General features: G+C 42.8%; 21 protein-coding genes. 9 read left to right on the top strand and 12 right to left on the bottom strand.

Annotation, left to right across the window (positions count from 1 at the left end):
• Positions 1-24: 24 nt before the first annotated feature.
• Positions 25-729, bottom strand: coding sequence for a DnaA regulatory inactivator Hda (gene hda, locus FTU46_RS04440; RefSeq protein ID WP_159124042.1), 705 nt, complete (start codon positions 727-729; stop codon positions 25-27).
• Between the two features lie 15 nt (positions 730-744).
• Positions 745-1,965, bottom strand: a complete 1,221-nt coding sequence (gene cxpE / locus FTU46_RS04435) for a chloramphenicol efflux transporter CxpE (RefSeq protein ID WP_180104425.1) — start codon at positions 1,963-1,965, stop codon at positions 745-747.
• Positions 1,966-2,100: 135 nt separating this feature from the next.
• Between cxpE and purM the strand changes: the two genes are divergently transcribed.
• A complete protein-coding gene (gene purM, locus FTU46_RS04430) occupies positions 2,101-3,171 on the top strand; it encodes a phosphoribosylformylglycinamidine cyclo-ligase (RefSeq protein ID WP_034170936.1) in 1,071 nt (356 codons plus the stop codon).
• Positions 3,172-3,176: 5 nt separating this feature from the next.
• The gene (purN, locus tag FTU46_RS04425) at positions 3,177-3,806 is read left to right on the top strand and encodes a phosphoribosylglycinamide formyltransferase (protein WP_180104424.1); all 630 of its coding nucleotides are present in this window, start codon (positions 3,177-3,179) and stop codon (positions 3,804-3,806) included.
• A 64-nt stretch (positions 3,807-3,870) separates the two neighbouring features.
• Here the strand turns inward: purN and FTU46_RS04420 are convergent, their stop codons facing one another.
• Positions 3,871-4,674 carry an alpha/beta fold hydrolase gene (locus FTU46_RS04420; protein WP_180033447.1) on the bottom strand — a complete coding sequence of 268 codons (804 nt, stop codon included), beginning with the start codon at positions 4,672-4,674 and terminating at the stop codon, positions 3,871-3,873.
• Positions 4,671-5,693: a signal peptide peptidase SppA gene (gene sppA, locus FTU46_RS04415; protein WP_004784634.1), complete on the bottom strand. Its 1,023-nt coding sequence runs from the start codon at positions 5,691-5,693 to the stop codon at positions 4,671-4,673. Before sppA ends, FTU46_RS04420 begins: the two co-directional genes overlap by 4 nt.
• 127 nt (positions 5,694-5,820) lie before the next feature.
• On the opposite strand from sppA, the gene FTU46_RS04410 reads away from it, so the two are divergent.
• Positions 5,821-6,795: a lysophospholipid acyltransferase family protein gene (locus tag FTU46_RS04410; protein WP_180104423.1), complete on the top strand. Its 975-nt coding sequence runs from the start codon at positions 5,821-5,823 to the stop codon at positions 6,793-6,795.
• Here FTU46_RS04410 and FTU46_RS04405 read toward each other — a convergent pair.
• From FTU46_RS04405 to FTU46_RS04395, 3 genes are all read right to left on the bottom strand, one after another.
• Positions 6,784-9,246, bottom strand: coding sequence for a DNA internalization-related competence protein ComEC/Rec2 (locus FTU46_RS04405; protein WP_180104422.1), 2,463 nt, complete (start codon positions 9,244-9,246; stop codon positions 6,784-6,786). The genes FTU46_RS04410 and FTU46_RS04405 overlap by 12 nt on opposite strands.
• Positions 9,247-9,330: 84 nt before the next feature.
• Positions 9,331-10,014, bottom strand: a complete 684-nt coding sequence (gene lolD / locus FTU46_RS04400) for a lipoprotein-releasing ABC transporter ATP-binding protein LolD (protein WP_159124049.1) — start codon at positions 10,012-10,014, stop codon at positions 9,331-9,333.
• Positions 10,007-11,242 carry a lipoprotein-releasing ABC transporter permease subunit gene (locus FTU46_RS04395; protein ID WP_034170943.1) on the bottom strand — a complete coding sequence of 412 codons (1,236 nt, stop codon included), beginning with the start codon at positions 11,240-11,242 and terminating at the stop codon, positions 10,007-10,009. The genes lolD and FTU46_RS04395 overlap by 8 nt, the downstream gene beginning before the upstream one ends.
• A 26-nt stretch (positions 11,243-11,268) precedes the next feature.
• On the opposite strand from FTU46_RS04395, the gene FTU46_RS04390 reads away from it, so the two are divergent.
• Positions 11,269-11,832, top strand: a complete 564-nt coding sequence (locus tag FTU46_RS04390; protein ID WP_180004111.1) for a PilZ domain-containing protein — start codon at positions 11,269-11,271, stop codon at positions 11,830-11,832.
• A gap of 20 nt (positions 11,833-11,852) precedes the next feature.
• Here the strand turns inward: FTU46_RS04390 and FTU46_RS04385 are convergent, their stop codons facing one another.
• Entirely contained in the window at positions 11,853-12,746 is an 894-nt protein-coding gene (locus tag FTU46_RS04385; protein ID WP_180104421.1) for a DMT family transporter, read from the bottom strand.
• Positions 12,747-12,761: 15 nt separating this feature from the next.
• Entirely contained in the window at positions 12,762-13,247 is a 486-nt protein-coding gene (locus FTU46_RS04380; RefSeq protein WP_159124052.1) for a YaiI/YqxD family protein, read from the bottom strand.
• 249 nt (positions 13,248-13,496) lie between these two features.
• Between FTU46_RS04380 and FTU46_RS04375 the strand changes: the two genes are divergently transcribed.
• Positions 13,497-14,429 carry a hypothetical protein gene (locus FTU46_RS04375; RefSeq protein WP_159124053.1) on the top strand — a complete coding sequence of 311 codons (933 nt, stop codon included), beginning with the start codon at positions 13,497-13,499 and terminating at the stop codon, positions 14,427-14,429.
• A 599-nt stretch (positions 14,430-15,028) separates the two neighbouring features.
• Here FTU46_RS04375 and serC read toward each other — a convergent pair.
• Positions 15,029-16,111 (bottom strand): 3-phosphoserine/phosphohydroxythreonine transaminase, encoded by a 1,083-nt coding sequence (serC, locus tag FTU46_RS04370; protein WP_166137710.1) that lies wholly within the window; start codon positions 16,109-16,111, stop codon positions 15,029-15,031.
• A 436-nt stretch (positions 16,112-16,547) separates the two neighbouring features.
• Here serC and FTU46_RS04365 point away from each other — a divergent pair, with 436 nt between their 5' ends.
• From FTU46_RS04365 to FTU46_RS04350, 4 genes are read left to right on the top strand one after another with little or no spacing between them, the layout of a single operon-like run.
• Positions 16,548-18,029, top strand: a complete 1,482-nt coding sequence (locus tag FTU46_RS04365) for a TolC family protein (RefSeq protein ID WP_166137713.1) — start codon at positions 16,548-16,550, stop codon at positions 18,027-18,029.
• A gap of 11 nt (positions 18,030-18,040) precedes the next feature.
• The gene (locus FTU46_RS04360) at positions 18,041-19,120 is read left to right on the top strand and encodes an HlyD family secretion protein (protein WP_166137716.1); all 1,080 of its coding nucleotides are present in this window, start codon (positions 18,041-18,043) and stop codon (positions 19,118-19,120) included.
• Positions 19,121-20,263, top strand: coding sequence for an ABC transporter permease (locus FTU46_RS04355; protein ID WP_125278445.1), 1,143 nt, complete (start codon positions 19,121-19,123; stop codon positions 20,261-20,263).
• Complete coding sequence (locus FTU46_RS04350) at positions 20,260-21,351, top strand: ABC transporter permease (protein WP_180104420.1); 1,092 nt, start codon at positions 20,260-20,262, stop codon at positions 21,349-21,351. Before FTU46_RS04355 ends, FTU46_RS04350 begins: the two co-directional genes overlap by 4 nt.
• A 33-nt stretch (positions 21,352-21,384) precedes the next feature.
• Here FTU46_RS04350 and FTU46_RS04345 read toward each other — a convergent pair whose 3' ends face one another.
• Together FTU46_RS04345 and gyrA are read right to left on the bottom strand one after the other, a co-directional pair.
• Entirely contained in the window at positions 21,385-21,804 is a 420-nt protein-coding gene (locus FTU46_RS04345; RefSeq protein WP_125278447.1) for a DUF3887 domain-containing protein, read from the bottom strand.
• 69 nt (positions 21,805-21,873) lie between these two features.
• Positions 21,874-24,846 carry a DNA gyrase subunit A gene (gene gyrA / locus FTU46_RS04340; RefSeq protein WP_180104419.1) on the bottom strand — a complete coding sequence of 991 codons (2,973 nt, stop codon included), beginning with the start codon at positions 24,844-24,846 and terminating at the stop codon, positions 21,874-21,876.
• Positions 24,847-25,055: the final 209 nt, after the last annotated feature.

Raw genomic sequence — 25,055 nt, 5'->3', positions numbered from 1 at the left:
TAATTACTCAAGATGTTTTATAATTTAACGATATTCATCAATTAATGCATAAATCTGCCGCAGGTTAGCATTGCTGACCTTCAGCTTTTCGCCTTTAAGTAATTGAATAATCTGTTCTAATGTTTGTAGAAGCACGGAAGTTTGATGTGGTCCGTGATTTAGCAAATAATCAAAAATCTGTGGATCAAGATGAATACCGCGTCGGTCCAATACCGAGGATACCAAGGCAAATCGGTCCGCATAAAGACTGCCATTTGGGACACGGACACTGACTGCCTGCGTGAGTCGGGACTGCAAATCGGGCAATTCAAGCTTTAACTCAATGGGTGCAAAACGGGAAGAAAATACCAGCTGACCACCGCCTTCATCATTATAATTAATCAAGTGAAAAACGGCGCGTTGCCAGTGTGGAACCCCACTAATGGCTTCAATATCATCCAGTGCGATCAGGTCAAACCGGTCCAGCGAAGTAATGGCTTCAGTAGGCGCATCCAGAAGCTCCAGCAAAGACACCTGTATAGCAGTCTTACCGATTTCCAGATAAGAATCACAAATGGCAGAGAGTAAGTGACTTTTCCCTGTTCCAGCTCCGCCATACACATAAAAGCGGCTGATTAGGCCTGCATGCAGCTGTCGGACTGCGTCAATTACATGACCCCATCCCGGGCCCGAAAAATCACTAATTCGAGCATCGAGTTGAGGTTCTATATCTAGCTGCAATTGACGCATATGATTCTGATGGCCTTATGAGTCTTTATGAAGAGGTACATCCATCTTACTTGATTTCTTTCCCTCATGCAGTGGTTTTGCTTCTGACTTTTTCATTTCAATATCAACATCTAAGTCTGAAGTTTCTACGCTTATGGAACCTGTAGCCGGATCATTCATAATGACAGCCTGATTTCCATAAAAGTGTGTATGTTCGTAATATTCACGTGCATGTCGCAATAGAACCACAATGACGGCTGCAACCGGCAATGCAATTAGCATCCCCATGAAACCCGCCAGTTGAGCACCCGCCAGTACCGCAAATACAACTGCTACTGGTGATAAGCCAATTTTATCGCCAAGCAGGAATGGTTGCAGTACATAACCTTCTACAGCCTGACCGACCATAAAGACCACACCAACCAGAACCAGTTGCCACCAGTCAATCCCAAACTGCAGGAAAGTTGCAATCACAGCCGCAATAATACCGACAGCAAAGCCCAGATAAGGAATAATACTGGCCAGGCCTGCCACCATGCCAATAATCAAACCGACTTCAAGACCAATCAGTTGTAAGCCCACTGCATAAACAATTCCCAGCAGAATCATCACCAGAAACTGTCCTTTGACAAAGGCGCCCAGCACACTGTGGCATTCACCTACAATTCTTAAGGTGCTTTCTTCATAAGGGCGTGGAATCAGGCGACGCAAGCTTTCCAGCATACGATCCCAATCCAGCAGGAAATAGAATGCAATAATTGGAATCAGGACAATCGTACCGCCAATCTGCAAGAAGTTAATTCCAGATTGTGCAAGGCGTAGCAGGAAGGCCTGAATACTGTCAGCACTATAATTGGTTTGCACATAGTCCATGACCACATCAGAAATCTGTGTGGTATCAATTTCCATTTCAACGACATTGAAGGTATTCGACAACCATGGCAAAAAGGTTGAATTAATCCAGCCAATGACCGCAGGTATATTGTCACGCGCATAAATCAGCTGCTGCCAGATCAACGGCACCAGATACCAGATCGCCAGGATCATAACAATCCCGATTCCAGTAAAAACGATACTAATAGAGAGCCAACGTGGCAGACCGATATCGTGCAGTTTATCTACCAGCGGACTAAACAGATAAGCCATCAAAAACGCTGCAACAAATGGAATTACAACGGGTTTTAGTAAATATAGAATCCACAACAACAAAGCTATCCCAGCTAGGATAAACACGCGACGCAATGTGCGATCTACCATAAAGTTTCGCCTTCTCTCTATTAATCGTTATAAAAAGTAAAATATTTTAATAAAGATAGCATTTTAGGGCATAAATACCATAAGAGTTTTGCATATTCAGGTTATAATCCCCCGCGCGAATGCGGAGACTTCATTATGAGCAACTCAACTTCTACCCCAAACACTGGTTTAAGCTATAAAGATGCAGGTGTCGATATTGAAGCGGGAGACGCGTTAGTCGACCGAATCAAGTCCGTCGCTAAGCGTACTAAACGTCCTGAAGTAATGGGCGGATTAGGCGGTTTCGGCGCCCTTTGTAAAATCCCTAAAGGTTATGAAGAACCTGTTCTCGTATCAGGCACAGATGGTGTTGGTACAAAATTACGTCTGGCACTGAATTTGAACCGTCATGACACCATTGGTCAAGATCTGGTTGCAATGTGTGTGAACGACCTTCTCGTTTGTGGTGCTGAACCACTGTTCTTCCTGGACTATTATGCGACTGGTCACCTAAATGTGGACGTGGCTGCAAATGTCGTAACAGGAATCGGTGCTGGCTGTGAACTTGCAGGCTGTGCACTGGTTGGTGGTGAAACTGCTGAAATGCCAGGCATGTATGAAGGTGAAGATTACGATCTTGCAGGCTTCTGTGTCGGTGTAGTTGAGCAAAGCAAAATTATTGATGGCTCTAAAGTAAAAGCGGGTGATGTACTCATTGGTGTTGCATCTTCTGGTGCACATTCAAACGGTTATTCGTTGCTTCGTAAAATTCTTGAAGTTAAAAATGTTGACCTGAATCAAATCGTTGATGGTCGTCCACTTGCTGATGTTGCAATGGAACCAACACGTATTTATGTGAAATCGATTCTTGAACTGCTAAAACAGGTTGATGTACATGCAATGGCACACATCACGGGTGGCGGTTTACCAGGCAACCTGCCTCGCGTATTACCAAACGGTGCTCAAGCAGTCGTAAATGAATCTTCTTGGGAATGGCCTGAGCTGTTCAAACTCCTTCAACGCGAAGGTGGTGTAGAACAGTTTGAAATGTATCGTACCTTTAACTGTGGCGTAGGTATGGTTCTTGTTGTTGATGCAGCCGAAGCAGACAAAACTGTAGAGTTACTCAACGGTTTGGGCGAGAAAGCATGGGCAATGGGTCACATTGCAGATAATGCTGAATCTGTTGAAGGTGCAGACGAAAAAATTCGTGTGATCTTCGCGTAATTCGCATGATTAAAATTGCTGTACTTGTTTCAGGCAGTGGATCGAACCTGCAAGCCCTGATAGATGCCCATCTGTCAGGGGAAATTGTCGGAGTGCTTTCCAACAAGCCTGAAGCATTTGCTTTAGAGCGCGCTCATAAAGCAGGAATTCCGACCGCAGTCATTGAACATAAGCAGTATCCAAGCCGGGAAGCTTTTGATGATGTCATGCATCAGCAGCTTCTGGAGTGGGATGTCGATCTGGTCGTACTTGCGGGCTTTATGCGAATTTTAAGTGAAAAATTTGTGAAAGCTTGGGAAGGGAAAATGCTGAATATTCACCCTTCTCTTTTGCCACATTACAAAGGCATGCATACCCATCAGCGCGTCCTGAATACTGGTGATGTTTTGCATGGTTGTACAGTGCATTATGTCACCCCCGAACTGGATGCCGGCCAAGCCTTAGCACAGGGTGTATTAAAAGTATCGCATCAAGATACGACTCACACTTTAGCGCAGCGGGTACATGTACTGGAACATCTGATTTACCCACAAGTGGTAGAATGGATTTGTAATGGGACAATTCAGCATACTGAACAAGGTGTGTTGTACCGTAATGCAAAAATGCAAGAACCTGTTCAATTCTGCAAATTCTAAAAGTCCAAATATAAAAAAACGCATCTTCGGACGCGTTTTTTTATTTCTTTAGATGAGATGAGCTTTAAGCAGACTGTTGCTGAATCAGTTGTTTGACCAGACTCGCTACTTGCTCAGGCTGCTCCAATGGGAACATATGCCCACCATCTACCACTGTAAATGGAATGCCAAATTTCTTTTGCACTCGCTGCGGAAATTTGCGCGCCAAAAATGGACCTTTCTTGGCAACCACCAGATGCACTGGTACTTTTGGTTTAGCCTGAGGTAACCACCATAGCGATGGATTGGTTCTAAAGATATTCACTTCATCCATTTTAGGAATGGTGAGTTCAACTCCACCTCGAACCGGATCATCCTTTAAGGCATAGTCAATGTAAGCCTGGAAGCAATCTGCATCAAAATCCTGATAAAAGCCTTTCGGTCGTAGCAGTTCAGCTGCCTGTTCCCGAGACTCCCAATGATCACGACGGCGTTTCGACAAACCTGCAGGTGACATCTGGTCCAGTGCTTTTAAGCGAAAAGTTTTTGCAATATGCAACGCAAAGGCTTCTTTGCCCATGATCATCGGCGGATCAAGCATAATCATTTGCGAAAAAAGTTCCGGACGCTGTAAGGAGGCCTGAAAACTCAGGACTGAACCTAATGAATGCCCCAAACCAATTACCGGACGTCCATGAGATTGGCGCACAATACTGTCAATCACCTGCTGAGTCAGACTTTTCCAGTGATTATCAATCGGATAACGCTTATCAGGCCCTAATAACGGCACATAGATAATATCGTAATCATCTTGTAGTCCTTCAAACAGCTTTTGATAGACTTTAGATGGCACGCCATTGGCGTGCGCAAAATGAATCAATGGTTTCATTGTAAGGTCGTTTTATTTTCTGACTGAAGTTTCTGTGCCACTGAAGTTGCAATTCCTTCACCAATCGATGAACCCATACGACCCAGTACTGACTCAAATGGACTATATTCAATAGTGTAGTTCAGTGCTTTTTCAGTTTTTAGTTCACGCTTCAAAGTATTTAAACTGCCAATACGGTCTGCAATACCCAATTTCACCGCCTGTTCACCGGTCCAGAACAGACCTGAGAAAATAGCAGGATCAGTCGATTTTAATTTAGCTCCACGTCCCTGCTTTACAGCATTAATAAAGTGACCATGCACATTATCCAGCACACCTTGTACATGCGCTTTTTGCGCAGGATCAACCGGCTGTGTCATGGACAGCAAAGCTTTATTTTCACCTGAAGTCATGGTGCGGTCTTCAACTCCAAGTTTTTGCAGCAGGTTATTCACACCATAGTTCGGCATGATCACACCAATTGAACCGACCAGACTCGATGGATTGACAATGATTTCATCTGCAGCGGATGCAATATAGTAAGCACCAGAAGCTCCGGTATCACCAATCACGGCATAGAGTTTTTTCTCAGGATACTGTTTTTTCAGATACTGGATTTCCTGCCAGATTTCATCTGACTGGACTGGTGAACCACCCGGTGAATTAATATTTAAAACGACAGCCTTACTTTGCTTGTTTTCAAAGGCTTTTTTGAGTGATTTGATGGTATTGCTACTGTTTACGCTTTGCTTGTCTGCGGCAATCGTGCCAATAATATCAACCACAGCAATGTGTGCACCTGCGCCTGCACTTGGATCAGAAGCACTCATGCTACAGCCTTTACCCAGCGCAAGAATGACAACCAGCAGATAAGCGAAGGTCAGAAATTTAAAGAAGATCCCCCAGCGACGTGCCCGTCGTTGCTCTTCTACTGAAGCTAAAACTGCTTTTTCCAGCAGTTTCCATTCTGGGCCAGTCGGTTGAACTGGTTGTTGCGTATTTTGTATTTGATTTTCAGGTTTTGGTGGCCAATCGGACATAAATAATCCAATAAATTAATTTATATTGAACCCATTATATACACCGAAAAGGGTAATTCTGTCTAAAGAAACCGTTTTCGCCTATAATAAGTGCTATTCTTTTTTATTTTATCAATATTACAACTCAATGACTGAACGCAGCTCAAAGAATTCAGCTTACGGTTTACTCAAATATATTAGCCGCCAACCGCTTTCAGTTTCCCGATGGATTGCGCGTATTCTTGCCTTAATCGTTAATATTTTTAAAGTTTCTAAAACTTCTGATGTAATTCGCCTGAACCTTGAGATCAGTTTGTCTGAACTGTCGACACAGGAAAGAGAACGGATTACCCGTGCCGCGATTCGCAATGAACTGATGTCTTATTTTGAATTTTTTAGTATTTGGGGTTCGAGTAATCAGAAAAATATTGAGAGAGTGCATAAAGTTATAGGCGAAGATTTACTGCATGATGCCTTGGCACAAAATAAAGGTCTGGTACTGATTGTGCCGCACTTTGGCACTTGGGAAATCATGAATGCCTATGTTGCGCAATTCACTTCAATGACCATCATGTATAAGCCTGTAAAAAATCAGGCAGCGGATCAATTTGTTCGTGCAGCACGCAGCCGCGAACAGGCCAATCTGGTGCCGACAGATGAGTCTGGTGTACGACAGATTTTCAAAGCCTTGAAGCAAGGTGGCACCACTGTCATTCTGCCGGATCATACACCCAACGTTGGCGGTGAATATATTCCTTACTTTGGCGTTCCTTTGGCCACCAGCAACCTGAGTGCCAAGCTGATCCAGAAAACCAAAGCCCGTGCGCTGTTCCTTTATGCCATGCGTAATGAGAATGCTGGCTTTGATATTCATATCGAGGCCATAGATGAAAAAATTTATCAGGGAGATGCTAATCAAGGTACAGGCATCATCATCAACACGATTGAAAACCTGATTCAGCGTCATCCTGAACATTATCACTGGAGCTATAAACGCTTTAGAGCTCACGAAGATCTGGGAAATATTTATAAGCTTGATCATAACCAAGCTTTGTCCAAAGTGAACCAGTTAAGAACTTCTAATCTGGCTGCTGTTGAACCATCTCTAGAATCAGTCAGTTAGATTTTGTTTTTGTAACCATTTCCAGCGACTTCTTTCAGTTTCTAGAATGATTTGAGTTCCTTGCTGATGAAAATGCAGGCTGCCATGCTCTGCTGTAGTCAATAGAGGAATATCCAATTCTTTGAGACGCTGTTGAGTCAACTGACTTGGATGCCCGTAACGATTAAATTTTCCAGCAGACGCAATCGCCAGTTTAGGACGATAGTGCTGCAAGAATTGATAAGCTGAACTGTGCTGACTGCCATGATGGCCTAAGACCAAGACATCCACTTTTAAATCGGGGTAGTCTTTGAGTAACTGATATTCAGTCTGCCAACCTGCATCTCCCATCAGCAGAAAATTCTGATAAGGCCAGACATCTTTGAGCTGCAAATACACTACACAAGACAGGTCATTTTTATTGAAATTAGCAGTATTTAATTGTTCTAGTTTGGGTGCAATGACCTTAATCTGCACATCATTCTGCCATTGCCACCGCTGTCCCTGATAACATAATTGAAAGTTTGAAGAGGCTGCAGTTTCGGTCACTTCATTGGCATAGATATTCTTAATCTTGAGCTGGTCTTTAATGCTGTGATAAGCACCACTATGGTCCTGATCCAGATGCGTTAAAATCAGTTGATCCAGTTGAGAAACACCTTGTACCGACAGAAATGGTATGATCACCTGCTTCCCAATACTAAATTTTTCCTCATCATAATAACCGCCCATATCGATCATCATGTTATGGATTCCATGACGAAGGAATATCGCCTGTCCTTGACCGACGTCCAGCACTGAAAGCTGAAATGGTGGATGATAGAATTGAGGAATACAAATTGGTACCGCCGCGACAGCTATCCAGGATTTTGGTAATACTCCACGTGGTAAGAATAAAATCAGCAAAGACAGGATGCATAGGCCAATCATCCAGAGATTCATCGCAACTGGTATTAACTGCGGTTTAAACCAGTGATTCAGCAGATTTAAGAATCCCAATAGGATATTCAGCAACAGATCATTCAGCTGAAATAGCATGCTTGAGACCGGTTCAGCGATAAAAAAGAGAATTGCTGCTAGAATATCGATCGGTACAATCAAAAGACCGATCCAGGGAATTGCGACCAGATTGCTGAATGGCGTGATCCAGGCAATTTGCTTAAAAAACAGCATCATTAAGGGAAATAAAGCGAGAAAGATTTTCCACTGTGATTCCACTAGCACTTTAGCTGCAAAATACAGTTTTTGTATTGCTGTCTGATTTTGCTCGGATGGTTGCTGTTGAATGGTCTGATAAATTCTGAGCAATACAAAACAGGCCCCATAGGACAGCCAGAAAGCCGCGGACAAGATACTAAAGGGATCAATGAATAACAGTAAGGCGGCACTCAGAATCAGAAGTTTTAAAGCCTGCAGATTTTGTCGAAGCAGCATGAGGAAGACACCAATCATACAGATCAGCAGAGTGCGGATTGCCGGGATTTCAAAACCCACAAAGGCACAGTACAGCACCACACAAAACAGAAAAGGCAAAGCTAAAAAATACTGGCGTGGCCATCTTAGATAAAGCTGAGGCATACTTCGTGCGACAAGTAGCCGAAGCATAGTACAGACCATCAGGGCAAAGATCAGCACATGTGGTCCGGAAATCGCCAGTAAGTGACTCATACCCATACGTCGAAATTGCTGTTCAGTTGCAGGATTTAAAAGGCTTTCATCTCCGGTGAGCAAAGCCAGAAGCAAACCTTTATTTTGTACAGGTTGCCTTGCTATGAACTCTCTTAATTGCAGCCGCTTCTTCTCTACCCAAAGTAGAAATTGCTGAGTTAAAGCTCTTTGCTCTCGAATAAACTGACTATACCCCAGTGTAGAAACAGTAGCTGAATCAAGTTGCTCTATCTGTTTGATCCGGAAACCTGCCATCACATTCTGTTGCAGTGCCCATTTTTCCGCATCAAAAGCACCGGGCGTTGTATAACTGTGATTAGGACGTACCTGCCCTTGCAGCCGGTAATAATGCCCCAGTTCAAGCGTATTTAAATTTTCATGATTCGCTGATAGTTGTGAAGTACTGGGAGGATTTACAGATAGAAAACTCATCCAGGTCACGGTACGTCCATCGAGATTTAATACTTCCAAAGGCTGCTGGATAGATTGATCACTCAGTTTATTTAAGTGTTTGACATAAACAATAATGTCTTTCTGCTGTACTTCATGTTCGACATTTAATAGCCGTTGGCTGAGCTGTTGATTGGCATAACCATGTCCCAGAAATATCCCGATTAGAATGCAGGTGCCTACCAGCAATCCTTTATATAAGGAATTTTTTAGAATCGCATTGAGCTTAGAACTACAGAAATAACAGAGCACAGCAAGAAATATCACTGAGATTGAATTCAACTCAATATTCAGAAAAGATTTTCCCATACAGGCTAGGCCTAAAATCCAGCCCAAACACAGCCATTGCAACATGAAGATTTTCTTTTTTATTATTATGTGCAGGCAATAATAAAGCCCACCGAGGTGAGCTTCAATTAAAGAGGATTATTCCTGCAATTAGTCATTCATCCACAAGCCATCACGCATATGTAGAATTCGGTCTGCCGAATGCGCTAATTGCTCATCATGGGTCACAATTAACATAGCCATATTGAATTCGCTACGTAATTCAGTTAGTAACTCAAAGATTTTATCGGCTGTTTTACGGTCCAAGTTACCTGTTGGCTCATCTGCCATCATTAACTTCGGCTTGGTCACCACGGCACGAGCCAGTGCTACACGCTGACGCTCGCCCCCTGAAAGTTCGCCCGGTTGATGGGTTAAACGATGGGTTAATCCAACACGCTCCAGTAAGTATTCTGCCTGCTGTTTAGCCTCTTTAAACTTGACGTTTTTACGAAGCATTAAAGGCATCGCGACATTTTCTAGTGCAGTAAACTCTGGCAATAAATGGTGGAATTGATATACAAAGCCCAAATTTTCATTACGGACATAGCCGCGTTCTGCTTCAGATAAATTGTCAAAACGGCGGCCATTGACCATCACTTGTCCGGCAGAAGGACGATCCAATCCTCCCAGAATATGCAACAAGGTACTTTTACCGGAACCACTTGAACCGACAATAGAAACAAATTCCCCGGCCTTTACCTGCAATGAAATCCCTTTGATCACATCAACCGTAGATTTTCCATCTGTAAAAGATTTCTCGATATTTTGGGCATCCAGAACCAGATTACTCATAACGCAATGCCTCCGCCGGTTGAATTTTAGCAGCACGGAATGCTGGATAAATAGTGGCCAGGAAACTTAAAGCAAGTGACAGACCTACAATCACGACCACATCCTGCCAGCGCAGATAAGAAGGTAAATAGTTGATGAAGTAAGCATCAAACATATTCAGACCAAGTGAATTGTTTAACCAGCCAATAAAACTACTAATACTGGTGGCGGCAATAATCCCGAGAATGGCACCCGCACAAGTTCCGATTACGCCGATCACAGTACCTTGAACCATAAAGATTCGGGTAATCGTGGCAGGTGAAGCACCCAAAGTACGTAAAATTGCGATGTCGGATTTTTTATCTGTGACCACCATTACCAGTGAAGACACGATATTAAATGCTGCGACCAGGACAATCAGGAATAATAATAAGCTGACCATTGCTTTTTCCATCTGAATTGCGCTGAACAGATTACCGTGGGTATAAGTCCAGTCAGAGGCATAGAAGTTACCCGGTAAATCACGCACAATTTCCTGAGAAACCTGAGGCGCTGCGAAAATGTCATCCAGCTTCATACGTACGCCTTGTGCACCATCTGGCAGACGTAACAAGGTTGAAGCATCGTTCAAGGCAATATAACCCATCATCGAATCAACTTCTGCACCAATGCTGAAGATCCCAACCACTTTAAAGCGTTTAAAACGTGGCACAACACCCGCTGGTGAAGGCGTCGCTTCAGGTAGAACCAAGGTAATATTATCGTTCAAGCCTACGCCCATGGCATCTGCCATCTGTTTGCCTAAAACAATCCCAAATTCACCTTTTTTCAGGTTATCAATACTACCCTCGACCATATGGTTCTGGATGATCGAAACTTTCTTCTCATACTTTGGTTCAATTCCGCTGACCATAATTCCGGCAACTTGCCCTTGAGCCGTGAGCATCCCCTGTAACTGGGTAAAAGGAGCCACACCTTGAACGTGTTCATGCCGCTCAATCTGCTTTGCAAGTTCAGGCCAATTTGTTAGAATTTGCGTCGAAGAAACAGTGGCTTGAGGAACCATCCCCAAGACGCGATTTTTCAACTCTCGGTCAAAACCATTCATGACAGACAAAACTGTAATGAGGACTGCTACACCGAGCGTGAGACCGATCATTGAGACCAATGCGATAAAAGAAATGAAGTGGTTACTACGCCGTGCGCGAGTATATTTCAACCCTATATACAGCGAGATTGGTTTGAACATAACCATCTAGTCCGAGGTAATAAATTATGGAAAATGTACAGCATCCAAACGGATTCACTGAAAGACGAGTCATGTCTCGAATCGATGCTGCTTTACGAATCAATTATCAGATTATTTCCGATGATGTTGCCTTGAATGATCCTTACGATGCTAATTTCGTATTGCCCCGCTATTTTCTACTACTTGCAGAGCTAGATCAATTTGATCATGCTGTTAACTACGAATTAGAACAATTATCTGAAAAAGATCAACAAATTGCTCGAATCTTATCCTTATTCAACCAAAAATTAAACCTTATTACCGGTTCTTTGTATGACGCAATTGTACAAAGCATGTTACCTGTACCGGAACATGTGAACTTTTCAGAGACCGGTTTTAGCTTCTTTAGTGATCAGCCGATTAGCGAAGGCACCTATCTACATGTGACTTTAAGTCACCCGGAAAACTTCTTCCACATCGCGGCAACCGCTCAGGTGGCCTACAGTCGTGCAGAAGAAAACGGGAAATATCGTACGGGTGCTTATTTCATTACCCTGCATCCTCAGGATCGCGTCAAACTGGGCGAATGTGTGAAAGCCAGCTTTGCTTAAGACTGGCATTTATCTTTTTATTAAAGGCGGGCTTTATAGCTCGCCTTAATTTCTTTAGCGAAATAAACCACTAAGCCGAACAATAAAATTACTACACCCACCAAAGCAATGAGTGGCAATTTTTCATTATTCAATAATACACCTACCAGCAAGGCCAGCATTGGTGTCAGGACTGTGGTTAAAGACAAAGTCGTCGGTTTAATTTTCTGTACCAGCTTGAAATAACAGAACATCGCAATCAGCGAAGCCATAATTACCGCATATACCAGACCAAATAAGGACTTGGCATGTGGCATAGCAGTGGGTGCGTATTGCCAGATAAATGGCAACATACCCAGAGAAAAAACGACTGACAAGCCAATCGAACCGGCCGCCTGTGCCATAGGATCAATTGGTGCATTAATTTTCTTCACCCAGAACATAGATACGCAATAAACTAATACACCAACCAGAGCGATCACGATTCCAATTGGCTGTATATGCTGATCTGCATCACCTAGACAGATCACCGAAAGTCCAGTTAAAGCGATTCCCATCCCCAGCCATTGATTCAGGGAAAGCTGCATCTGAAAGACAAAACGCCCAATCAGACCTGAAATGAGGGGTGCCAAGCCGAACATTAAGGCAATGATACCGGAACTTAAATAATCCGTAGACCAGTAAGTAAAAATTTGCGAGCCGATAAAACTGCAAGCACCTGCCAAGTAACTATGCAGGGAAACACGATCAAGCGGTAATCTGGTTTTAAATAACCACAATAATCCTAAGGCCAGAGGCAAAGCCAAAAAGAAGCGGATCGCCAATGCCCACATTGGATGCAAATCTTCCACACTCCAGACAATCGCCAGTGGTGTGGTGGACCAGATGAAAACCAGCAAGGCATAGGTCAACATCAGGTTACTTTTTGGGGGCATACTTAATCTCGTTTTTTATTTAATCGCAGTTTTACGTTTCTGTTTTTGAATGGTTTGATCTAGAGAGCTGGAAAACTCACGCTTATCACGTTCAGAAATCGGCGGTGGGCCACCAGTTTGCACACCGGCACCACGCAAGGTATCCATAAAATCACGTAAATGCAGACGTGCTTTGACGTTAGCCACTGTATAGATTTCACCACGCGGGTGAATCGCGATACCACCCTTCTCGATGACTTGAGCAGCCAAGGGTATATCCTGCGTCACCACAATGTCATGCTCTTTCATACGGTCAACAATTTCCTGATCCGCCGCATCTGCCCCGCTCATGACCTGAATAGAATTGATACGAATCGACGGTGTAATCCCTACCGGCTGATTAGCCACAAAAGTGACTTCAAGCTGATAACGATCGGAGGCACGGATAATCACATCTTTCAGAATACGAGGTAATGCATCTGCATCGACCCAAAGTTTGAATGGCAACACACAGCTTTCCATAAGGGAGAAATTTGGACTAGTGTAGCAAATCAGAGAATGCAGGTTGATGCTTAAAAACGCTCTTTCTCTGAATATCCTGGTATTTAAATACTCAACTCAACCGTATTAAATGAGTCAGCCACTCACAACTAGAAAAATATTTGACTTCACATGATTTGCATTTTAATTTTTAAATTCATTCGAGTGACTTGAAAAATCGCAATGACCCTCGATTAACTATAAATAAGTCATCCAAGATCAATTGTGCATATGAAAAAACAGAATAGCCCAGAGATCATCACTATTGATGATCAGAATTTCGGTAGTCATGTCGAACATTGGACCTTGCTTACTGAAAACCCAGGCACAGATGTTCCTCAATGGTTAGGCAAAGCCCTTGATGCACCTGTAATGCCGATGGGCTTGTGTACACAAGAATGCGATATGGATGAAACCACCTGGCTGATTCAGGGACCGAGCAAAGCTGCGGTACAGTTAAGCCAAGTGATTGCCGTAGAAAATAACAAGCCACAGGCTGTGAAAACCGCATTTCCGGGTTTTGACAGTCCCTACCAGGTGAAAGCCACGATTGACCGGATTATTTCTTGTAAATCCGACACCCAAGCTGTGTTGCGTCTCAATCTGGGTGCCAACAATATCATCTATGCCTTTGATACGCTGTACAGCGTCAACCGGTCGCATTATGAAAAAGACCAGTCTTATATCGTCAACTTAAATGCCTGGGCTTATGAACTGGAAGTGGTGACTGATCATGAACATTTAGTCGTGGATGATCCTGCCTCTATCAAACATCACCGTGCCCTGAATGCAATTCTTGCGGAAAATAATGGTGTTGCACCGGATAATTTACAGGAACAGATCGATGCTTGGGAGCCGAAATCTGAAGAAGACAAAGAACCGGTAACGGTTGATTTCTCCAAAATGGTCGCTTATCTCTATGGTGAGACCATGGGTCAGGAAGATGAAGCCTGGTTCCAGGGCAATATTGTCGGTAAAACTTCAATGCAATTTATGGATCAGGACTACATGCTCTATGATGTTACCCTGATTCATGATGAAGGCCAGCCGGCTACCTTAATCCGTGTAGCCACCCGCAATGACAAGCATAAAGATTTCCAGATTGGTCAATATATTCGGGGCAATCTGTGGATTCAGGCCAATATCTATCGAAAAGCAGCTTAAGCTGAATATCCAGATCGGAGGCTCATATTTTTATATGAGTCTCCTGTTTTTTATTTATTTTAGTGCGATATTCTCTCAATTCTGATTATTTTTTATCCACAATTGAAATCAGAATTAATGGATTTTGAATTTATTAAAAATAGATTTATCCACAGATTTAAATTCAAATAAATTCATTTTCAATGTTATCTTAAACTGAATAATCATATTAAAAACATTATAAAAATAATGACTTAATATAATAGTTCTATTTTTATGAATATATTGAGGCCAGTTATTTAAATAAAATTAATACTTTATGAAGTTTAGTTAAGAATGTACTTTATTTAATCAATTTTTTATGGTAAAAATACGATCAACAAATAATCATTTACGATAAATAGATCGGATAATAAATATCTATGAAAATCGTTCAAGAAGAAAATTTACAGCAGGTTGAGCATCATCTTGGCTCGCGTTATCAGCTTGATATGATGTCATGCCTATTTTTCGTATTGGGTATGCTCATTTGCGGCTATATCTTACATAACTTTGTTTTTTAACCCGAATTAAATGATAAAAAAACCCGGCCAATTGCCGGGTTTTTTAATTCTCAGGAATTAAGCATTGCGTTTAGCAAAGTCATCCATGAAGTTTACCAATGCCTGTACACCTTCTAACGGTACGGCATTGTAAATGCTGGCACGCATACCGCCTACTGAACGGTGGCCGGCAAGGTTAAGCAAATGGTTTTCTTTTGCTTCTTGCAGGAACTGTTTTTCAAGTTCAGGATTTGCTAAGGTAAATGGAACGTTCATGATTGAACGGTTTTCTTTGGCAATCGGATTTGCATAGAAGTCGCTAGAATCGATATAGCCATAAAGCAATTCAGCTTTTTGCAGGTTCACTTTATGAATCGCGTCTACACCGCCCTGTTCCAGTAACCATTCAAATACCAGACCAGATAGATACCATGCATAAGTTGATGGTGTGTTGACCATCGAACCGTTTTTCGCTTGATCTGCATATTTCAGGATGCTTGGAATTTCAGGTTTTGCCTGATCAAGCAGATCTTCACGGATAATAACCAGTGTTAAACCTGCAGGGCCAATATTCTTTTGCGCACCGGCATAGATCAGACCGAATTTAGAAACATCAATCGGTGCAGACAGAATGCTTGAAGAGAAATCACATACGAGTGGCTTATCAGTTTCTGGCACATGGGCAAATTGCAGACCGCCAATAGTTTCGTTATCTGCATAATGCACATAAGCGGCATCATCAGAAAGATTCCATGTGCTTTGATCAGCAATCGCTAATTTACCATCTTCAGTTTTAATGCCTGCTTCAACCACATTGATATCGCCATAGCGTTTAGCTTCTTTCAATGCTTTTTCAGACCAGATACCGGTACGGATATAGTCAGCTTTGTTGTTTTTACCCAGCAAGTTCAATGGAATTGCCGAGAATTGCAAAGATGCACCACCCTGCAAGAACAGTACTTTATAGTTCTCAGGAATATTCATGAGTTTGCGAAGGTCTGCTTCTGCCTTTTCCGCAACTGCAACATAGTCTGCACTACGGTGGCTCATTTCCATGATCGAAAGACCTTTGCCCTGCCAGTCAAGCATTTCAGCTTGAGCCTTTTCAAGTACGGCAGTAGGTAATGCAGCAGGACCAGCACAGAAGTTGTACGCGCGCATGATTTTTCCTTTCAGAGTGAAACACAATAAAATGATGGCATTTAACCATATCTGGACGCCGCTTGCACAAAATTATTTCTATCCAAGAATGAAGATAGAGTCAAAAAACCAATCTAGATTCGAGGGATAATTTGAATATCTTTGATTTTTTTGTTCTAACTCGGTGATTTCATTTATGAGAAATTGTACAGCTAAAAATATTCAATCTCATCCAATGCTTAGAAGATGTTGAATCGGCCGCTAATATAAAATAATTGAAAAATGAATTTAAACTCGGCTCAAGTTTTAGAGTGACATAGAACTATCAGCTTGAAACTTGAGAAGTGAATTGTTTCAAATTACAACAATACTACAACTTAACCCATTCCTGCACTGCAAACACTTGATTTATAATGCAGCTTAGACTGAATTAATGTGACTTTTACATTACCACTTTATGAATATGAAGAAAAATAAACAATGTGTCTGCTGGGGTCTGACTGTGCTTGCATCTATGATGTATGGCAGTTTTGCTTATGCACAAAGCATCAGCTTTAAGGATGCAGAACAACAATTGTTGCAACGTTCCTATAGTAGCCAGGCTTTTCAAAGTCTGGAGCAAGCGTCAAAACTTGAAGCAGAAGCTGTCAAAGGTATTGGCCTACCTCGTGTTGACCTGAATGTTCGTGCCTATGCCTTTCATAGTGAAGTCGATATTCCATTAAAGCAGTTTAAAAATAATCTGGAAAATTCACTCTCTCAAGGCGTGAATGGCCGGCTTAATGAGTGGGAAGCCAGTAATGGTGTGGATCTACCTGCAGGTATTACTGATCCACTGCGTGAAGGACTTAACAATACTATTCATAGCGGAGTTGGTCTGATTCCGGATACGTCTAATGTAGTCCTTGAAGATCAGGTGATTCGTCCCACTGTTTCCGTGATGATGCCACTATATACCGGAGGCCTCACCCGTAGCGCCAAAGAAATTGCCAATATTCAGTCAGGACGTAGCGAACTTAGCAATCAGCAGCAACAGGACACGCAGCGTTTTGAACTGATTCAGTCTTACTTTAATGTTCAACTACAAAAACAGTTACTGGATGCAGCACTCTTTAATTCAAATGCCATGCAACAACATTATCGTAATGCTCTGAAGCTGGAACAGCAGGGTTTTATCAGTAAAGGTCAACGCATGCAGTTCGAAGTGGCACGCAATAATGCTGAACGCGCACAACAAAATGCCCAAGCCAATCTGAATGCTGCCCTATTTCAGCTAAATAATCTGTTGCTGGATAGCAATATCACCGAGCTAAGCACACCTTTATTTGTGAATCGTGCTGAACCCCAAAATGTGAATATTCTGCTCAGCAGTTTTAGTCAGAACTCTCCTCTGATCAAAAAAATGCAGATGGATACCGAGCTGGCCAAAGCCAATGTCAAAGCCCAGCAGGCCGCTAAAAAGCCAAATGTTTTTGCGTTTGGTGAATATAGCCTGGATCAACATCAAAACTGGATTGTGGGTGTAGCTGCACGCTATAACCTGTTCTCAGGCATTGATAAAAATAAAAATATTCAGGCTGCTGAGCTGAAACGCTATGCCGCTGAACTCATGACGGCGCGTACCCAACAGGAGATTGAAAACCTGATTTATAAATCATTTAGTGAAGCAGTCAGCGCCCAGCAAAGTGATGCTCTACTTCAGCAGAATCTGAAAGCAGCTCAGGAAAATCTGCGTATTCAGGAGTTATCCTTTAAGGAAGATGTCGGGACAGCCACTCAGGTCATCGATGCCCAAAACATGCTCAGCAGTTTAAAAGCAGAAATGGCATTAAATGCTTTTAAATATGTGATGTCTCTTGCGACCTTATTACAGAGCCATGGCTCAATTGTTGAATTTCCAAATTACATGCAACATGCCAATACCCACTATATTCGTTAATGGAGCCAGACATGACAGATGAGCAAAAGCCAGAACATCCTGTTGATGAACCGGCTTCAGAAATCAATTACAGTGAATCAGAGCCAGATAATCCTGAAAGCACAGAAAAAAAATCGCGCAAAAAATATCTGCTTTTAGCTTTAATTCCAGTGATTCTTGCTTTGATTGGGTTTGGCCTATGGAAAACCTATCAACCCAAAGAAATCGAGCTACAAGGCCGGGTTGAGGCAGAAACCGTTCAAGTGGCCACCAAAGTTCCAAGCCGGATTGAAAAGATTTATGTACAGGAAGGCGATAACGTCAAGAAAGGCCAGGCGCTGGTAAAATTGCATAGTCCTGAAATTGAGGCGAAAAAGCAGCAGGCCTTAGCTACTTTACAGTCTGCATTAGCACTTCAGTCCACCGCAGAACGTGGTTCTCAGGAAGAAAATATCGCTTCTCTGTATGCCAACTGGCAGTCACTAAAAGCACAGGAGCAACTCGCTAAAACTTCCTATCAACGTGGAGCTAACCTGTTTAAGGAGGGTGTCATTTCCCGCCAGCGCCGAGATGAACTGTTTGCAGCTTCACAATCTGCATCCCAAATGACCGAAGCTGCTTATCAGCAATATGCCCGGGCTAAACGCGGCAGTACACCAGAACAGAAAAGTTCTGCAGATGCTCAGGTCGATATAGCCCGTGCAGCAGTCGCCGAAGCCAATGCACTAGAAGCAGAAACTGAATTATTGGCACCGATTGATGGTACCGTCTCCAAAACCTATGGAAATGCCACTGAGCTGGTGGCAACCGCAGTGCCAGTGGTCAGCCTGATCTCGGCAGAACGCTGGATTAGCCTGAATATTCGTGAAGACCAATATGCCGCTTTAGGTAAACAGCAACAGCTTGAAGGGTTTATTCCGGCACTGAATCAATCAGCTACTTTTAAAGTAAAAAATATTAGTGCTGAAGGTGAATTTGCCACCATTAAAACCACGCGCCAAACCGGTGGTTATGATGTCCGCAGTTTTAAAGTTCATCTTGTGCCAGTCACTGAAATGCCTGAGTTAAAAGTCGGCATGAGCGTGCTGTTTAAATTGAAAGAGCCAAAATAAATGGCTTCTGGATTCTGGGCGGGTATTCAGCGTGAAATACGCTATTTATGCAGAGAGAAATGTGATCTGACTCTGGTTCTGCTCGCCCCAGCCTGTATTCTGATTTTACTTGGCAGCATGTTTGCCAAAGGCAAACCGGATCATCTACCAGTCGCCATTATTGATCAGGATCAAAGTAGCCTGAGCAGCAAGATTTATGATCATTTATCTTTGAATCATACCCTACAAGTGCATACCATTTCTGATCAAACGGTCGAAATCGAAAAGCTATTAAACGAAAATAAAATCTGGGGCTATATTCATATTCCTGCCGGAGCCGAGCAACGACTGGTCAAAGCTCAGGATGCTGAAATTAGTATTGCTTTTAATCAGAGTTATTTTAGTATCGGGAATACCATTTCTTCGGCTATGCTACTTAGCACCTTGCAGGCTCTGGCTGAATTTACTGGCAAGCAGTATCTAGGTAACACGCTCCCCTATCTGGAAGCACCTACACCGAATATTAAAATTTCCCCACTGTATAATCCGCAGCTGAATTATGAATTTTATCTGGAACCTTACATGGTGCCGGCAATTTTGCACTTGCTGTTATGTTGCTGTGTGGCTTTTGCTGTGGGTCAGGAAATTAAACGACATACTGTTAGTCATTGGATTGCCCAACAAAACTTGTGGTCGGCACTGCTGTCTAAAAATCTGGTTTATGTAGCAATATTTTGTTGCTGGACCTGGGCTTGGATGTTTTGGCTGGTCGAAATTCGCGGCTGGTTTATTGCCGGGTCATTATGGCCAATTCTTCTGGCGCAAATACTGTTCTATAGTGCCTATGCCTTTATCAGTAGTGCGGTGGTTCTGGCCACTCAAGACCTGACCAAATCTTTTGGTCTACTAGCAGTTTATGGTGGTTCATCACTCAGTTTTGCTGGGGTAACTTTACCCCTTAATAATGCTCCACTATTCACCCAGTTCTGGGCCAATATTATTCCCTATACACCCTATGCCAAATTACAGACGGAGCAATGGGTGATTGGCAGTCCGCTCTCTCTTTCACTGCAACCGATGTTCGTGCTCGTCATTTATGTCGTGCTTTATGCTGTGCTGGCCTATGTCTTTCTCAAAAAAACAGCCAAAGGAGTGTCACCATGAAATCACTCTGGAAAGCTTATTGCCAAACTTTTAAAGACATTATTAGCAATACCAGTATTTTTACCACGCTGATTTTATCGGTTCTGTTTTACAGTTTTTTTTATCCGACCGCATATAAGGCAGAACAGGCAGAAGCCTTGCCGATTATTATTGTCGACGAAGAGCAAAGTGCTTTAACCAATACCATTATCAGTCATGTCAGCCAAAGCCCCAATGTACAAATCAAGGCGGTGACTGGAAATTTTGCTGAAGCCAAATACTGGGTGGAAACTCAAAAAGCTGACGGGATTTTATTATTACCAGATAATCTTTCTCAATCTATCCTGCATGGTGAAAATGGCGGGATTGGACTGTACTTAAGTGCTGCTAACTTTTTAATTACCAAACAGATTGGTTTAGGCTTGGTCTCTTCAGTAGAAAATACCTTAAGTGAATATGCTGAACGCTTTAGCGAGATTTCACACTTCTCTCCTGCCCTATCCATTCACCAGATTCCATTATTTAATACGCTTTCTGGCTATGGCAGCTATGTGTTTCCGGCTGTTGCGCCATTGATTATTCATCAGACTATTTTTCTAGGCCTGAGTATGTTAATTGCGTTGTATCGAGAAAGTAGACAGGTGATTAATCTGACCACCTTAAGTGGCATCAGTTTGGCGATTCTGACCATTGGCTGTCTGGGCTGTTATTACCTGTTTGGTTTTACTTTCTGGTATTTTGATTATCCCCGTGGTGGAAATTTCTGGGGCATGCTGCTTGCTGTACCTGTCTTTGTATTCTGCATGATCGGTATCACAGTGCTGTTCGCCAGTTTTCTGGACATGCCAGAACGCGCCGGCCATATCATTGTTTTTACTTCGATTCCGCTCTTTATGCTTTCAGGAGTCGCCTGGCCGCATGCTGCCATGCCAGTCTGGGTCCAACTTATTGGGCAAGCCTTACCTTCGACCCAAATCGTGCAGATGTTTATTCAACTCAATCAGATGGGTGTGCCCACTTATATGATTCTAGGAAAGCTTGCTTATCTATTGGTGATCGGCATCATCTGTATGGTCTTAGGCTATTATCGGCTACGCCCACGTTCTTAAATCTGGATTTACTCAGGCTATTCGCATTGAAAATTATTCACCAAATACCTGAATATTAAAGTTGCGGATTTTAGTACTGCCATTCGGCTGGTCAAAACTCACATCATACTGAACCAGATTTTTTGGATAGACAATTTCATAGCTGACCTTGTATTCACTCGGTTTACCGTTATTTTCCTCGAAGTTCTTTCTCATGATAGTCTTGGACTTATATTCACCTTGCGGAATTGAACGTGAAAAACGCTTCATGATTTTTTCATTATTTTGAAACTCTGCCTGTAACTTCGGTTCAAGCTGAGCTAAAAACTCGTCATATTTTCCATCACGCAGATCTTCATAAGCTACTTGCGCAGCCTTTTCCTGTTCAGGGCTTGGATCAGGCATACTATCCATTGCATTATTACAGCCACTAAGTGCAATAGCTGCGGTCAAAAGCATCAATCTGGTTTTCATTATCTATCTCTCATTTAGCCGATGTGTAAAAAAGGACGCCGAAGCGCCCTTTTTCATCAGTAGCAGAACTTATTCCTCTACTGTATTGTCATCATCTTTTTCAGCTTCTTGTGTATCAGTTACATCATCAGCTGCAGATTCAGTATTTTCAATATCTTCCAATATTTCCAACTCATCTTCAACTGCTTCAATCGCTTCTACACCCACCAGTTTTTCGTCTTCAGCCAGACGGATCAGACGAACACCTTGTGCATTACGACCAGTCTGTGCCACTTCAGAAGCACGGGTACGAACCAGTGTACCGCCATCAGAAATCAGCATCAGTTCTTTAGATGCGTCAATCGCAACTGCACCGACCAGCTCACCGTTACGTTCTGAGGTCTTGATTGCAATCACACCCTTACCGCCACGTTTCTTGGTTGGGAAGTCATCTACCGGGGTACGTTTACCATAACCATTTGCAGAAGCACACAGCACTTCACCGGTTTCAGGCACAACAACCAGAGATACGATACGACTAATGAAGTTAGCTTCAGTTGCATCTTCATCATCAGATTCAATATCTGCATCTTCTGCATCTTCAACCTGAGAAGCACCGATGGTCACGCGCATACCGCGTACACCTTTGGCTGAACGACCCATTGAACGTACGTCAGTCTCTGCGAAACGAATTGCTTTACCTTCGTTCGAGAACAACATAATTTGCTGTTCACCGTCAGTAATCGCAACACCAATTAAGGTGTCATCGCCATTCAGTTCAATCGCACGTAAACCGTTTGAACGAACATTTGAGAACTGTTCCAGTTCTACACGTTTAATCGTACCGTACTCAGTCGCCATAAACACATAGAAGTTCTTACGAACAGCTTCGGCTTGCTGTGCAAAGTCATTGATGATGTCAGCATCAAGATCAGTGGTTGAAAGTGCTAAACCAAGCTCTTTCAATTGAACACGCAGTGCATCAGAAATATCATCTGCACCATCTTCAGATTCAGCAAGAGCAGCTTCTAGTGCCGCAAAGTGACTATTGATCACTTCATTGGTTTGCAGCTGGGCAGCATTGGTCTTCACAAATGCCTTGAAGTCAGCCAGACGTTCTTTGAATTTCTTCGGTGCATCAATCACTGGCAAGATAGCAGTAATGGTTTCGTTGTCATCCAGCGGCAACAAGTTCACCATTGGGCGACCTTTGGCACCACGCGAAGCTTGTGGCACCTCATAAACTTTCAGGCGATAAACCTTACCGACATTGGTGAAGCAAAGTACCGTAGCATGGTTCGATGTTACAACCATGTGCTGGATGTAATCGTCTTCTTTCATGCTGGTTGCAGACTTACCACGACCGCCACGACGTTGCGCAGCATAGTCAGATAATGGTTGAGTTTTCGCATAACCAGTTTTTGAAACCGTAAGAACCATTTGTTCTTCAGGAATCAGGTCTTCACGAGAGAAGTCGATACGAGACTCAACGATATCTGTTTTACGCGCATCGCCATATTGCTGAAGAATTAGCGCTAGCTCTTCTTTAATCACGTTCATCAATAAGTTGAAGTCATTTAAGATGGCTGTGTATTCAGCAATTTGACCTAAGATTTCAGAATATTCAGCTTGAAGTTTATCCTGCTCAAGACCGGTCAAACGGTGTAAACGCAATTCCATAATCGCGTTGACTTGAGTCGGAGATAAACGATACACATCGCCATCAATACCAAATGGACGGTTTGGATCTTCACCTTCAATTTCATCAGGACGTACAGAAACAGCACCCGCTTTTTCTAACAACGCTGCCACACCGCCTGCTGCCCACTCACCTGCCTGTAAACGCTCACGCGCTTCAGCCGGGTTGGCAGAAGTTTTAATGGTTTCGATGATAGCATCAATATTTGCCAGAGCAACGGTTAAACCTTCTAAAATATGACCACGTTCACGTGCTTTGCGCAGTTCGTACATAGTACGACGTGTCACGACTTCTTGACGGTGACGAATAAACGCAGCGATGATGTCTTTCAGATTCATCAATTTCGGCTGGCCATTGTCCAAGCAAACCATGTTAATGCTGAAAGAATTTTCTAACTGTGTATTCTGGAACAGGTTATTGACGATGACTTCAGCATTTTCACCACGCTTCAGGTCAATCGCAATACGCATCCCTTCCTTGTCCGATTCATCACGAAGTTCAGAAATGCCTTCAAGTTTTTTCTCTTTGACCAGCTCGGCGATACGTTCAATCGTTTTCGCTTTGTTGACCTGATAAGGAATTTCTGTGAAGACAATCGTAGTACGGCCAGATTTGGCATCTTCTTCAAAGTGATATTTACCACGAATATGCAAACGGCCTTTACCGGTACGATAGGCATCCACGATACCTGATTTACCGTAAATAATACCGCCCGTTGGGAAATCTGGACCGGAAATATATTCCATCAGACCTTCGATGCTGATATTTGGATTATCTGCATAAGCCAGACACGCATTCACCACTTCAGTCATGTTGTGTGGCGCCATATTGGTCGCCATACCGACTGCAATACCAGCCGCACCATTCACCAACAGGTTCGGAATACGAGTTGGCATGACTTGCGGAATACGCTCAGAACCGTCGTAGTTATCTTCCCAGTCAACTGTATCTTTTTCCAGATCAGCCAGTAATTCATGAGTCAGCTTACGCATACGAACTTCGGTATAACGCATTGCCGCAGCGCTATCGCCATCGATCGAACCAAAGTTCCCTTGACCATCAACCAGTTGGTAGCGCAGACTAAAGTCCTGAGCCATACGGACAATGGTTTCATAAACAGCAGAATCACCATGTGGATGATATTTACCGATGACATCACCTACAACACGGGCAGACTTTTTGTAAGCTTTGTTGTAGTCATTGCCCAATTCGTGCATTGCGAAAAGCACACGACGATGAACAGGTTTTAGACCATCTCGTACATCCGGCAAGGCACGTGAAACAATCACGCTCATTGCATAGTCTAAATACGAGTGCTTGAGTTCATCCTCAATGGCAATCGGTCTAATTTCCGATACGCTCATGCATACTCCTTATTCTACAAGCCAGATTTGGCTTGCATTTATATGTCGTAAAACTTGCAAAATAATTAACTCAAACGACAGAGTTAAAAACTAAAATACAGCCCTAAATTATAGCATAAACACTTGTATTTTTGTGTCGAAATATTGAGCTTAACCTTGTTAATTATCTTCATTTTAGTGATCATTTTCCTGTTATTTTTAACGACGAA

Origin of the sequence: Acinetobacter sp. YH12108, from assembly GCF_013419055.1 — a bacterium.
Taxonomy (GTDB): Bacteria; Pseudomonadota; Gammaproteobacteria; order Pseudomonadales; family Moraxellaceae; genus Acinetobacter.
Note: the sequence above shows the minus strand (reverse complement) of the source record. Positions and strands in the feature narration are given on the sequence as shown.

Excerpts from the sequence above, each read along its gene's own strand:
- purM (WP_034170936.1), top strand. The coding sequence starts at position 2,101 with ATGAGCAACTCAACTTCTACCCCAAACACTGGTTTAAGCTATAAAGAT.
- FTU46_RS04350 (WP_180104420.1), top strand. The coding sequence starts at position 20,260 with ATGAAATCACTCTGGAAAGCTTATTGCCAAACTTTTAAAGACATTATT.
- serC (WP_166137710.1), bottom strand. The coding sequence starts at position 16,111 with ATGCGCGCGTACAACTTCTGTGCTGGTCCTGCTGCATTACCTACTGCC.
- FTU46_RS04380 (WP_159124052.1), bottom strand. The coding sequence starts at position 13,247 with ATGGAAAGCTGTGTGTTGCCATTCAAACTTTGGGTCGATGCAGATGCA.
- FTU46_RS04375 (WP_159124053.1), top strand. The coding sequence starts at position 13,497 with ATGAAAAAACAGAATAGCCCAGAGATCATCACTATTGATGATCAGAAT.
- FTU46_RS04345 (WP_125278447.1), bottom strand. The coding sequence starts at position 21,804 with ATGAAAACCAGATTGATGCTTTTGACCGCAGCTATTGCACTTAGTGGC.
- purN (WP_180104424.1), top strand. The coding sequence starts at position 3,177 with ATGATTAAAATTGCTGTACTTGTTTCAGGCAGTGGATCGAACCTGCAA.
- FTU46_RS04360 (WP_166137716.1), top strand. The coding sequence starts at position 18,041 with ATGACAGATGAGCAAAAGCCAGAACATCCTGTTGATGAACCGGCTTCA.
- gyrA (WP_180104419.1), bottom strand. The coding sequence starts at position 24,846 with ATGAGCGTATCGGAAATTAGACCGATTGCCATTGAGGATGAACTCAAG.
- cxpE (WP_180104425.1), bottom strand. The coding sequence starts at position 1,965 with ATGGTAGATCGCACATTGCGTCGCGTGTTTATCCTAGCTGGGATAGCT.
- FTU46_RS04365 (WP_166137713.1), top strand. The coding sequence starts at position 16,548 with ATGAATATGAAGAAAAATAAACAATGTGTCTGCTGGGGTCTGACTGTG.
- lolD (WP_159124049.1), bottom strand. The coding sequence starts at position 10,014 with ATGAGTAATCTGGTTCTGGATGCCCAAAATATCGAGAAATCTTTTACA.
- FTU46_RS04410 (WP_180104423.1), top strand. The coding sequence starts at position 5,821 with ATGACTGAACGCAGCTCAAAGAATTCAGCTTACGGTTTACTCAAATAT.
- hda (WP_159124042.1), bottom strand. The coding sequence starts at position 729 with ATGCGTCAATTGCAGCTAGATATAGAACCTCAACTCGATGCTCGAATT.
- FTU46_RS04355 (WP_125278445.1), top strand. The coding sequence starts at position 19,121 with ATGGCTTCTGGATTCTGGGCGGGTATTCAGCGTGAAATACGCTATTTA.
- sppA (WP_004784634.1), bottom strand. The coding sequence starts at position 5,693 with ATGTCCGATTGGCCACCAAAACCTGAAAATCAAATACAAAATACGCAA.
- FTU46_RS04390 (WP_180004111.1), top strand. The coding sequence starts at position 11,269 with ATGGAAAATGTACAGCATCCAAACGGATTCACTGAAAGACGAGTCATG.
- FTU46_RS04385 (WP_180104421.1), bottom strand. The coding sequence starts at position 12,746 with ATGCCCCCAAAAAGTAACCTGATGTTGACCTATGCCTTGCTGGTTTTC.
- FTU46_RS04395 (WP_034170943.1), bottom strand. The coding sequence starts at position 11,242 with ATGTTCAAACCAATCTCGCTGTATATAGGGTTGAAATATACTCGCGCA.
- FTU46_RS04405 (WP_180104422.1), bottom strand. The coding sequence starts at position 9,246 with ATGTTGCAATGGCTGTGTTTGGGCTGGATTTTAGGCCTAGCCTGTATG.
- FTU46_RS04420 (WP_180033447.1), bottom strand. The coding sequence starts at position 4,674 with ATGAAACCATTGATTCATTTTGCGCACGCCAATGGCGTGCCATCTAAA.